Annotated in this window: 9 protein-coding genes and 1 pseudogene; all 10 read left to right on the forward strand. The window is 36.6% G+C overall.

Going from position 1 to position 12,300, the window contains the following annotated elements:
• The first annotated feature begins 459 nt into the window (after positions 1–459).
• Positions 460–1,407 carry a carbohydrate ABC transporter permease gene (locus WQ54_RS26740; RefSeq protein ID WP_046589050.1) on the forward strand — a complete coding sequence of 316 codons (948 nt, stop codon included), beginning with the start codon at positions 460–462 and terminating at the stop codon, positions 1,405–1,407.
• Entirely contained in the window at positions 1,408–2,247 is an 840-nt protein-coding gene (locus tag WQ54_RS26745; RefSeq protein ID WP_046589052.1) for a carbohydrate ABC transporter permease, read from the forward strand.
• A 35-nt stretch (positions 2,248–2,282) separates the two neighbouring features.
• Positions 2,283–2,981, forward strand: coding sequence for a YesL family protein (locus WQ54_RS26750; RefSeq protein ID WP_084822341.1), 699 nt, complete (start codon positions 2,283–2,285; stop codon positions 2,979–2,981).
• Positions 2,982–3,090: 109 nt separating this feature from the next.
• Positions 3,091–4,434 carry an ABC transporter substrate-binding protein gene (locus tag WQ54_RS26755; protein WP_046589054.1) on the forward strand — a complete coding sequence of 448 codons (1,344 nt, stop codon included), beginning with the start codon at positions 3,091–3,093 and terminating at the stop codon, positions 4,432–4,434.
• A 99-nt stretch (positions 4,435–4,533) separates the two neighbouring features.
• Positions 4,534–6,042: an alpha-N-arabinofuranosidase gene (locus tag WQ54_RS26760; RefSeq protein WP_046589122.1), complete on the forward strand. Its 1,509-nt coding sequence runs from the start codon at positions 4,534–4,536 to the stop codon at positions 6,040–6,042.
• Between the two features lie 165 nt (positions 6,043–6,207).
• Entirely contained in the window at positions 6,208–6,459 is a 252-nt protein-coding gene (locus tag WQ54_RS26765; RefSeq protein WP_046589056.1) for a hypothetical protein, read from the forward strand.
• A gap of 475 nt (positions 6,460–6,934) precedes the next feature.
• Positions 6,935–7,852 (forward strand): proline dehydrogenase family protein, encoded by a 918-nt coding sequence (locus WQ54_RS26770; RefSeq protein ID WP_046589059.1) that lies wholly within the window; start codon positions 6,935–6,937, stop codon positions 7,850–7,852.
• Between the two features lie 24 nt (positions 7,853–7,876).
• Positions 7,877–9,424 (forward strand): L-glutamate gamma-semialdehyde dehydrogenase, encoded by a 1,548-nt coding sequence (gene pruA, locus WQ54_RS26775; RefSeq protein ID WP_046589061.1) that lies wholly within the window; start codon positions 7,877–7,879, stop codon positions 9,422–9,424.
• 114 nt (positions 9,425–9,538) lie between these two features.
• Entirely contained in the window at positions 9,539–11,002 is a 1,464-nt protein-coding gene (gene putP, locus WQ54_RS26780; protein WP_046589063.1) for a sodium/proline symporter PutP, read from the forward strand.
• A gap of 159 nt (positions 11,003–11,161) precedes the next feature.
• A pseudogene (locus WQ54_RS34975) lies at positions 11,162–12,300 on the forward strand (IS1182 family transposase); the annotation flags it as partial.

Below are 12,300 nucleotides of genomic sequence, written 5' to 3' on the forward strand. Positions count from 1 at the left end.
TGAGATAAAGATATCTAAATACGTTCGTACAAATAATCAGGCCAGTTGGTATGCTTATCCTTTACTTTTTGATTTGAAATGTAAGCGTTGACAACTGTATTTTTAGGAATAACATTTTATGTTATTCCTAAAGACTAAAATAAATTAAGGAGGTGTATCTATTATCAAGTATTTTGTAAGATGCTAATCGAACAAATTGATATGAAATGAAAAGCATGTAGTTCTAAAATATTCAACTGCACATTACCTCAACTCTTAACAACTAAGTTTAGACTTCTCATAACAAGCTGCTTTGCTAAACGATCATTGGAAAAGTTGCGATCTTCAATTATCAATATTTATTGCAATAATGAATTTCATCGATTTAATTTATAAATTCGATCTATCAAACTGTCATATTTCATAGCCAATGTTAAAAGAATTTAGCGTTATATACGTATTTTCTGGGGAGGTTTTTTTATGTTACCTGAGTCAAGGATAAAATCCCAAGAACTTGCAGCACCGGTTAAAAGTCAGAATAAATTACTTAGTTTCTTAAATTCAAAAAAAGTTGTACCCTATATTTTTGTTTCTCCCTTCATTCTTTCATTTTTAATTTTTTCTTTATTTCCGTCAATCCAAGCTATTATTATGAGTTTCCAAAAGGTACTGCCGGGTCAAGTTACTTTTATTGGGTTAAACAATTACTCGAGAGTATTTAACCCGACTTTTTATAAAGCGCTTTCAAATACAACAACTTATGTTATTTTAACAGTGCTTATCTTGACCATTTTCCCAATTGTTTTAGCTGTTTTATTAGATTCTAAATTAGTAAAATTAAAAACACTTTTCCGAGCCTCATTATTTTTACCTGCATTAGCGTCCACAATTGTTTCTGGTATGGTTTTTAGGTTAATGTTTGGTGAAACTGATACTGCAGCAGCTAACCAAATTCTGAACTTTTTAGGATTTGATTCAATTGATTGGAGGTATCAAGCATGGTCTGCAATGTTTTTAATGGTTTTACTTTGTTCTTGGAAATGGATGGGGGTAAATATTCTCTATTTCTTGGCAGGACTTCAAAACATCCCAAAGGAATTGTATGAAGCTGCAGATATAGATGGAGCAACAACGTTTAATAAATTCTATCATGTCACTCTTCCGTTTCTAAAGCCAGTTACGATATTCGTAGTCACTATTTCAGTGATCCATGGATTTAGAATGTTTGAAGAAAGTTTTGTTTTTTGGGAAGCTGGATCGCCAGGAAATATTGGTTTGAGTGTTGTCGGTTACTTATATCAACAAGGTATTCAACAAAATGATATGGGATTTGGTGCAGCAATTGGAGTTATCTTGATGCTGATCATCTTTGTTGTTAGCTTTATCCAATTAATTCTTACTGGAGCATTTAAAAAGGAGGGACAATAAATGAAAAAGAACAATTCAAAAGTATTAATTTGGGCCACAAATATTGGATTTGTTATTATTTCCTTTATTGCTCTATTCCCTATTTTAAATCTATTAATTTCATCCTTTAGACCTTCATCTGAATTAATGAGGAACGGAATTAGTCTATTCTTTGATCCTAGTACCATGAGTCTTGATAACTACTTGTATATCTTTACACAAGGAGGAAATTATTGGAGCTGGTTTACAAATAGTTTGGTGATTTCTGCAATAACGATTGTACTATCGTTATTCTTCTCTTCAATGGTAGGTTATGCATTGGCACTCTATGATTTTAAGGGAAAAAACCTTATTTTTGGATTCGTGCTTTTTATTTTGATGGTTCCATTCGAAATTCTGATGCTGCCATTATTTCAATTAATGATCAATTTTAACTTGATCAATACTTATACAGCTGTTATCCTTCCAGCAGTCGTTGCGCCTGTAGCCGTATTCTTTTTTAGACAATACGCACTTGGTTTGCCAAAAGAATTGATGGATGCGGCTAGAATCGATGGTGCAAATGAATATGGTATTTTCTTTAAAATTATGTTGCCGCTTATGGCTCCTTCCATGGCAGCGATGGCGATTCTTCAAGGGTTAGGAAGCTGGAACAACTTCTTATGGCCATTAATTGTCTTAAGATCGAATGATATGTTTACATTACCGATTGGTCTGGCAACTTTATTAACTCCTTATGGTAATAACTACGATATTTTAATCGCAGGTTCAGTTATGACAATTTTACCGATTATCATCTTGTTTATCTTTTTCCAGCGTTACTTTGTTGCAGGGTTAACGGTTGGCGGAGTAAAAGGATAATTTTATTTTTTGCTTAAAAAGAGGTGGTAAGTAATATGAACGGAAACCGGATTGTGACAAAGCTAGATTACTTACTCCATTGGGTGGTACGTCTTGTCATATTGAATGTACTATGGTTTTTATTTTCAATCCTTGGCTTATTTGTAGCCGGAATTTTCCCTGCTACGGCTGCAGTTCTTGGGATTGTAAGAAAGTGGCTAATGGGTGATAAAGTAAAAATTTGGAGCTCGTTCAAAGACATTTATCGTCAAGAATTTAAGGCTGCAAACTTAATGGGCTGGATCTTATCACTAATGGGAATCATTCTTTTCTTAAACTATCGAGTGATTGTTAATAACCATAGCGAAATTGTCTTTATTGTACCATTTGCGTTTTATTTTATTATCTTTTTCTATACGATTCTTGTCATATGGTCTTTTCCTTTGCTCGTACACTATAAGGCCACCTGCTTCAAGCATTTTAAAAATGCAATCATTATTGGCTTAACTAAGATTCAATATACGATCGTATCAGGTGCAATAGTATCTTGTCTTGTATATGTGTCACTTAGTTATCCAGGTGTAATCCCATTTTTTACAATAAGTGCAATCGGAATGGGCTGTATGTGGCTGCCGCTACAAATTTTTACCCAGCTTGACGAGAGACAACAGTCAGATCCTAAAACAGAGAGACCTATGCCATTATCAACTAAAGGAAATGAATCATTTAAACGTTTAAGTTACAAAAAAATGTAAACGCAAAACTTACCCTTTAATTCTAGTCCTCTTAAAGGAGGTGAAGTATTTGCTGTATTAAATAAGGTATGAACACTGCAATTTTAAAAATAAATTAGGGGGAAAAAACATGAAAAAGAAAAGTTTGTTAGCTTTACTTTTAAGTTTAATGACTGCCCTGATGGTGGCGTGCTCGGGCGGCGGCGGAGAATCAGCTGGCGGAGAAGCAACTGAATCTGAGGTAACTGGCGGGGACATCGAGGATGCCACTGAATTAAAATTTTGGACATTTGTTGAATTGCACATGGAATTCTTTAAAGATGCAGCAAATCGATGGAATGAAGCAAATCCTGATCGGCCAATCAAGCTAGTTGCTGAAACATTTCCTTATGATCAAATGCACAACAATTTATTATTAGCCCTGCAATCTGGTGAAGGTGCGCCTGATATTGCCGATATAGAGGTCGGCCGTTTCCCTAACTATCTGCAAGGTGAACCGCAATTACTGCCAATGAATGAATACGTAGAACCTGAAAAGGCTAATTTCATTGAATCACGTCTTAATCTTTATGCTAAAGATGGGAACTACTATGGGATGCCAACACACGTTGGAGCAACTGTCATGTTCTACAATAAAGAAATAATGGATGCTGCAGGCGTTGATATTGAAACGATTAAGACATGGGATGACTATGTTGAAGCAGGTAAAAAGGTAGTTGACAACACGGATGCTGTTATGACGACTGTTCAAACAGGAGATATGATTAATTTTCAGTCGATGATTGCACAGCAAGGCTCAGATTTTATTGATGAAGAGGGAAATATCACGCTTGATAATGAAACGAATATAAAAACTCTGCAATTTTTAAGTGATATGGTTGACAAGCATAAGATTGCTGAACTTACTCCAGGCGGAGAAGTGCATGCTGAAGAGTTTTATGCATATATGAATGAAGGAAAGGCTGCTTCCATTTCTATGCCGTTATGGTATATGGGCCGTTTCACGGATTACATGCCAGATCTAAAGGGTAAAATGGTTATCCGTCCTATGCCAGCTTGGGAAGAAGGCGGAAATCGTTCCGTTGGTATGGGTGGAACAGGTACAGTCGTTACGAACCAAACAAAGCATGCTGAAATTGCAAAAGAGTTCTTAGCCTTCGCCAAGCTTTCGAAGGAAGCCAATATTCAGTTATGGAAGGTTTTAGGTTTTGATCCGCCACGCTGGGATGTTTGGGAAGATCCTGCTGTTCGTGAAGATAACAAGTTTTATCAATATTTTGGTAATGATATCTTTGATACATTACTGGAAATTAAAGATGAAATTCCAAATATCAATGTTACTGAATCTTATCCTGATGTAATAACCGAATTAAATACAAACACATTTAACAATGTTCTGAGACAGAAATCACAATCTGCCGAAGATGCTTTAAAACAAGCGCAAGAAACGGTTAAGGCGAATACTGGTAAATAAGAAAAGAGAGTGAAAAGGATGGAAGCTTTTTTACTCAAAAAGCCTTCATCCTTATTCAAGATTGATTATTCTATTTTGATAGATAGAGGGGAGAAACAAATGAATAAAAAGGCAAAAATGATTGTAGAGAAAGATTTTAAAGTCTCTGAGATTGATAAGCGGATTTATGGATCGTTTGTCGAACATTTAGGCCGTGCCGTGTACGGCGGTGTCTATGAACCTGGACATCCTCAGGCTGATGAAAATGGCTTTCGCCAAGATGTTATTGAGATGGTAAAGGAGCTTCAAGTACCGCTTATCCGTTATCCTGGCGGAAATTTTGTATCAGGATATAACTGGGAAGACGGAGTAGGACCAGTGGATCAGCGTCCGCGACGTTTAGAGCTTGCATGGCGTACAACTGAAACAAATGAAATCGGAACGAACGAGTTTATGAAGTGGGCACAGCTCGTTAATTCAGAAGTAAATATGGCTGTTAATTTAGGAACTCGCGGAATTGATGCAGCTAGAAATCTAGTAGAGTATTGCAATCATCCTGGCGGTTCATATTATAGTGATCTACGTATCTCCCACGGTGTCAAAGATCCATATAAAATTAAAACTTGGTGCCTAGGAAATGAAATGGACGGACCGTGGCAAATTGGCCATAAGACTGCCGCTGAATATGGAAGAATTGCACAAGAGGCAGCAAAAGTCATGAAGTGGGTTGATCCTACCATTGAGTTAGTTGCATGTGGAAGCTCAAACCGTAACATGCCAACGTTTGCCGATTGGGAAGCAACGGTTTTAGATCATACATATGATCATGTTGAATTTATCTCTTTACATCAATACTATGGAAACAAAGATAATGATATTTCTAACTATTTAGCATTATCACTTGAAATGGATGATTTTATAAAATCTGTTATCTCGATTGCTGACTATATTAAGGCGAAAAAGCGAGGCAAAAAGAATATTAATCTTTCTTTTGATGAATGGAATGTTTGGTACCATAGCAGAGAACAGGATAAGTTAATTGAACCATGGAGTATTGCACCTCCTCAATTAGAAGATATTTATAACTTCGAGGATGCATTATTAGTCGGTTGTATGCTAATTACATTATTAAAGCATGCGGATCGTGTGAAAATTGCTTGCCTTGCTCAACTAGTAAACGTTATTGCACCAATCATGACTGAGGATAATGGAACGGCATGGAAGCAAACCATTTTCTACCCATTTATGCATACATCTGTTTATGGCAGAGGGGCAGCGCTTAATCCGATTATTTCAAGTCCAAAATATGATAGTAAAGACTTTACAGATGTTCCATTACTAGAGTCAACAGCAGTGTATAATGAGGAAAACGAGCAGTTAACCATTTTCGCAGTAAACCGTGACTTGCAAGATGGCTTACATCTAGAGTGCGATATTCGTAATTTTGAAGGTTATAAGGTCATTGAGCATATTGTTCTTGAGAATGATGATCTTAAACAAACCAATTCTGCTCAAGGTACACCTGTGGCTCCTCATTCAAATGGAAATGCTGTTCTTGAAAATGGAGCAGTAACTGCAGTATTGCCTAAACTTTCTTGGAATGTCATTCGCCTTGCTAAACAATCATAATTAGTAAAGATGTTGGAAATAAGGCTTCTCCGATGGAGGAGTCTTATTTCTTTAACTATTATTTAATAGAACTTAATCCTGCATATTAGAGACTACATATTTTTTTATATATAATTATGATTTACCAACCTCAACTAAACATTTTCCTGATGGAGCCAATACCGTGTGGAGATACCAAGTGTAGAGGGACTAAAAGCATTAGATGCGACTCTTGTGGTTCACACAGATGCAGTCAATGGAGTTGTTTCCCTTGCCTTTTCAAGTAATGCTGACCATGATTATCGGAAAGATGTGCTCGAACCCAGTAAAAACATGAAAATCGTAATGAAAAAATGGATTCTACTATTTTTAGTGGGATCCTTTTTGTGCATAAAAGCGGGATATCGAAAAATTGATACATTGATTTTCATAGATTAACAAGTAAGTTTGTAGCTAAATTAGCAAGTTCTTAGATAAATTCGTCATTTATGAAGATAGACCATAAGGTCCGAGGATTATTGTGTATAGATCTTGAGACAAGTCCGATAGAAAGCTAATAAAGGACAGAATCGAGTAAGAGAACAGAAGAAAAGTCCGATAGGAAGCCTTTATAGGAAAAAACGAGTATATAGAAGATAAGAAAAGTCCTATAGATAATAGAATAAACTCGATTAGTTTAACCCACCTCGAACTGTGGAACAAGTCTTATATAGACCATCTAAAAGGGGGAATAAAAATCTTATATTCTAGCGATTTAAAGCGTTTACAAAACAAATTGTGTTTTATACACAAAGACAAGGCCAAATCTTTGTATTTCCGTTACATTGTTACAGTTTGTTCACAATTGTAAAATGATGATGAAGTATAAAAGTTGAAGATTTTTATTAGCTTGATCCTATTGGGGGTGTTTTCAGTGCAGGTACTTACTAGAGATTTTTTCTTATACCTATCCAAAAATAAAGCGTTAAATAAAGCAGCCCAAAATTGGGGAGGAAATATTGCTGCAGGTAAGATAGTGGGTGGTCTTGACTTTCCTAGCTCCATAAAATTTATCAAAGAATTAAATGAAGAAGGACTTTCGGTTACCGTTGACCATTTAGGTGAGTTTGTTACAAATGAAGCTATTGCAAGAGAACGTACAGAGGAATGCATACAAACAATTGAAACAATTGCAGCGCAAGGCTTAGATTCTCAGGTCTCATTAAAAATGACATCCTTAGGCTTAGACATTGATGAAAAGCTTGTCTTTGAAAATATGACAAAAATCTTGGAAACAGCTGAAAAGTACAAAATAATGGTGACGATCGATATGGAAGATGAACAACGCTGCCAAAAAACACTTGATATTTTCAAAGATTTTAAACAGCGCTACAACTATGTTAGTACGGTTTTACAAGCTTATTTGTATCGGACAGAAAAAGACCTACAGGATTTAAATCAATATCATCCATTTTTACGTCTAGTAAAAGGGGCCTATAAGGAATCAGCAAAAGTAGCATTTCCTGAAAAGGCAGATGTTGATGAAAATTATAAAAAGCTTATAAAAATGAATTTATTAAATGGAAACTATACAGCCATTGCAACACATGATGATGCAATGATTGAGTATACGAAAAAATTGACGAAGGATTACGGTATCTCAACCTCTCAATTTGAGTTTCAAATGCTATATGGGATGAGAACAGCAACACAAAAGGAACTAGTTAAGGAAGGTTATAAAATGCGAGTCTATGTCCCATATGGAAATGACTGGTATGGCTATTTTATGAGAAGGCTTGCAGAACGTCCAGCAAATATAGCGTTTGCTCTAAAGGGAATGACAAAAAAATAACCAAATGAGAAGGAGTCGATTATGATGACAACAGCTTACAAACACGAACCATTTACAGACTTTAGTATTGAGGAACATCGCATATCCTTTGAAAAAGCACTGGCTAATGTGAACGAATTAATGGGTAGAGATTATCCCCTTGTCATAAATGGTGAGAGAATTTCAACAGAGAATAAAATTATTTCGTATAACCCTGCTAAAAAAGAAGAGGTTGTCGGAACAGTTTCCAAAGCAACAAAGGAGCATGCTGAGATGGCGATCCAAGCAGCAGAAAAAGCTTTTGAGGAATGGCGTTATTGGAATCCAGAAGAGAGAGCGAACATCTTATTTAGAGCAGCAGCCATCGTTCGCCGTAAAAAACATGATTTTTCTGCACTGTTAGTGAAAGAAGCAGGTAAGCCTTGGAATGAGGCAGACGCTGATACAGCTGAAGCGATTGACTTTATGGAATACTATGGCCGCCAAATGATCGAATTAGCAAAAGGGAAACCGGTTAATAGCCGTGAAGGAGAAATCAATAAATACATTTACACGCCTACTGGTGTCACGGTTGTCATCCCGCCTTGGAATTTCTTATTTGCAATTATGGCTGGCACAACAGTTGCCCCGATTGTGACAGGAAATACTGTTGTTTTAAAACCAGCTAGTGCAACACCAGTAATCGCTGCTTTATTTGTAGAAGTGCTTGAAGAAGCAGGATTGCCTAAGGGGGTTGTAAACTTTGTTCCAGGAAGTGGTGCTGAAGTTGGAGACTATTTGGTTGATCATCCAAAAACAAGCATCATTACCTTCACAGGCTCACGTGAAGTTGGAACACGCATATTTGAACGTGCTGCAAAGGTTCAGCCAGGCCAAATGCATTTAAAACAAGTAATTGCTGAAATGGGCGGAAAAGATACAGTCGTTGTCGATAAAGACTGTGATTTAGAGCTTGCTGCACAAGCTATTTTTACTTCGGCGTTTGGTTTTGCCGGACAAAAATGCTCTGCAGGATCTCGAGCTGTTGTACATGAAGATGTGTATGATCAAGTTTTACAACGTGTTGTAGAAATTACAGAGCAAAAAATTACTGGCAATCCAGAAAAGGTTGAAACCTATATGGGGCCGGTTATTGATCAAGGCTCATTTAATAAAATTATGGATTATATCCAGATTGGGAAAGAAGAAGGCCGTTTAATGAGCGGGGGAAACGGTGATGATTCAAAAGGCTACTTTATTGAGCCGACAATCTTTGCCGATCTTGATCCAAATGCACGAATTATGCAGGAGGAAATCTTTGGGCCGGTGCTAGCTTTTGCCAAGGCAAAAGATTTTGATGAGGCTCTTAAAATTGCCAATAATACAGAATATGGGTTAACAGGCGCGGTGATTACCAAAAACAGAAAGCATATAGAACGTGCTAAACAGGAATTCCACGTAGGAAACTTATATTTTAACCGAAACTGCACAGGAGCAATTGTTGGCTATCACCCATTCGGCGGTTTCAAAATGTCTGGTACAGATTCAAAGGCTGGAGGTCCGGATTATTTAGCACTCCATATGCAAGCAAAAACAATAAGCGAAATGCTGTAACCATTTTTTATAGAAAGCAGATCAATATCTGCTTTCTATTATTCTACTTTTATAGTATATTTATAAAATATTTTATATAAAAATAGAAAAAAAAGCAGTGGATGGGGGAATAAAATGGTTAATTTACAGCTGATATTATCGATTTGTGTTTATATGGTTGGGATGCTGTTAATCGGTTATTATGCTTATAAACGTACATCAAATCTATCAGATTATATGCTAGGTGGACGAAATCTCGGTCCGGCAGTCACAGCATTAAGTGCGGGTGCATCTGATATGAGCGGCTGGCTCATGATGGGCTTGCCTGGTGCAATGTATGCCACAGGTTTATCTGCTTCATGGATTGTTATCGGTCTAACATTGGGGGCTTGGGCTAACTGGCTTTATGTAGCACCACGTTTGCGAACTTTTACGGAAATGGCGAATGACTCCATTACGATTCCAGCTTATTTAGAGAACCGCTTTAATGATACAACGAAGATCCTTCGCTTGTTTTCAGGTATCATCATTATTATCTTTTTTACCTTTTATGTTTCATCTGGAATAGTATCCGGAGGGGTGCTTTTTAATAGTATTTTAAATCTTGATTACCATACTGGATTGTGGATTATCGGCGGGGTAACGATAGCCTATACTTTATTTGGAGGATTTTTGGCTGTTAGCTGGACTGATTTTGTTCAAGGGATCATTATGATTGTTGCCTTAATATTAGTACCTATTGTTACATTGTTTCACATTGGCGGTCCAACAGAGGCGGTATCTGAAATTCGCTCAATTGATCTCGATCTGCTCGATATCTTTAAAGGAACTAGCTTACTTGGCATCATTTCCTTGTTTGCATGGGGTCTGGGCTATTTTGGACAACCACATATTATTGTCCGCTTTATGGCGATTACGTCAGTAAAAGAAATCAAGAGGGCCCGTCGGATTGGGATGAATTGGATGGTTTTTTCGACGATTGGTGCCATGTTAACAGGTTTTCTGGGGATTGCGTATTATTCGAAAGAAGGTATGAAAATCAATGACCCTGAAACGATTTTTATTGAATTAGGAAATATCTTGTTCCATCCAATCATTACAGGTTTTTTAATTTCTGCGATATTGGCAGCGGTTATGAGCACGATTTCTTCACAGTTGCTTGTTACTTCAAGTTCATTGACAGAAGATATCTATAAAACCTTTTTCCGCAGGTCAGCGTCAGACAAAGAGCTTGTTTTCATGGGGCGATTATCTGTATTAGTTGTTTCAATTTTAGCTTTATGCCTAGCTTGGACTCAAAACAACACGATTCTAGGGTTAGTTAGCTATGCTTGGGCTGGCTTTGGAGCATCATTTGGTCCAGTCATTCTTTTAAGCTTATATTGGAGAAGAATGACAAAATGGGGTGCGCTTGCAGGAATGGCTACAGGAGCGATCACCGTTATTGTCTGGTCAAAATTAGGGTTGTCGGATTTCTTGTATGAAATGGTGCCCGCGTTTTCAGCAAGTCTTTTAGCTGTGTATATCGTTAGTTTATTAACTGCTAAACCTTCTGCACACGTTAGTGAGAGGTTTAATGAGTTTACAAAATCTATGTAATGATTATAGTTACAACGAATGTTGATAAAAGGTAGATGTTAAAGGAGAATCCCCTGATCTCAGGGGATTTCAGCTTGTAGACAAAGTCTGATTTTCAGGCAGGTCTACAAGCTTTTTTTGTCGAATAAAGAGTAAAGTTGGTTTGAGGGGTGCAAATATATGTTATCGAAACAATCAATGGAAGGTCGTTATCAAATATCGATGATTGCACTTGATGAAGTAGTTCCTGCTAATCATCTTGTTCGAAAGCTTGAAGCCGCTATTGATTTTAGTTTTATTTATGACTTAGTTGAAGATTTGTATTGTTTGGATAATGGTCGTCCAAGTATCGATCCAGTTGTGTTAATAAAGATGGTCTTTATTCAATATGTATTCGGAATTAAATCAATGAGAAAAACAATAGATGAAATTGATACAAGCGTTGCGTATCGCTGGTTTTTAGGCTTTGACTTCAATAAAAAGATTCCCCACTTTTCTACCTTCGGTATTTTCTACCATATTCTTAATGAAGCGATAGAAAAAGGGTTTGTTGATCCTTCTGTTGTTTTTATAGACTCTACACATGTTAAAGCAAATGCAAACAAGAGGAAGTTTATAAAAGAAGCTGTCAAAGCAGAAACAAAAAGCTATCAAACTCAACTAGAAGAAGAGATAAACGAAGATCGAATTGTACATGGAAAAAAGCCTTTAACCCCTCAAACAAAGGCGGAGATAAAAGAAATTAAAGTAAGCACAACAGATCCTGAAAGTGGGCTATTATGTTAAGAATGAACGAGAGAAACAATTTGCCTATTCCTTTCACACAGTTTGTGACAATAAGGGATTTATACTTGCCAATCAAGTGACAGGTGGAAATGTACACGATAGTCAGGTAATAAATTCTCTTGTAGATGAATTGATTGAAAAAGTAGGTAAGCCTAATGCTCTTGCTGGAGACGCAGGATATAAAACTCCACCCGTTGCGAAATATTTAATGGACAAAGAAATTAGACCTGTTATGCCTTACACAAGACCCCACACTAAAGATGAATTCATGAAAAAATATGAATATGTCTACGATGAATATTATGATTGTTATATTTGTCCGAAGGATCAAATACTTCCTTACCGCACAACGACCAGGGATGGTTACAGACAATACGCATCAAATCCAGCCATTTGTAAGGATTGCACACTCCTTGATTCCTGTACACAAAGTAAGAACAAGAGGAAAATGATTCACCGACATATTTGGGAAGATAACATTGATGAAGTTAATCATTTACGGCATACAGAAATGAATAAAAGCATATACGCTA

Origin of the sequence: Bacillus sp. SA1-12 (assembly GCF_000981385.1) — a bacterium.
Classification (GTDB): Bacteria; Bacillota; Bacilli; order Bacillales; family Bacillaceae; genus Metabacillus.

Bases quoted from the DNA above. Each gene is read 5' to 3' on its own strand.
- WQ54_RS26740 (WP_046589050.1), top strand. From the start codon at position 460: ATGTTACCTGAGTCAAGGATAAAATCCCAAGAACTTGCAGCACCGGTT.
- WQ54_RS26745 (WP_046589052.1), top strand. From the start codon at position 1,408: ATGAAAAAGAACAATTCAAAAGTATTAATTTGGGCCACAAATATTGGA.
- WQ54_RS26750 (WP_084822341.1), top strand. From the start codon at position 2,283: ATGAACGGAAACCGGATTGTGACAAAGCTAGATTACTTACTCCATTGG.
- WQ54_RS26755 (WP_046589054.1), top strand. From the start codon at position 3,091: ATGAAAAAGAAAAGTTTGTTAGCTTTACTTTTAAGTTTAATGACTGCC.
- WQ54_RS26760 (WP_046589122.1), top strand. From the start codon at position 4,534: ATGAATAAAAAGGCAAAAATGATTGTAGAGAAAGATTTTAAAGTCTCT.
- pruA (WP_046589061.1), top strand. From the start codon at position 7,877: ATGACAACAGCTTACAAACACGAACCATTTACAGACTTTAGTATTGAG.
- putP (WP_046589063.1), top strand. From the start codon at position 9,539: ATGGTTAATTTACAGCTGATATTATCGATTTGTGTTTATATGGTTGGG.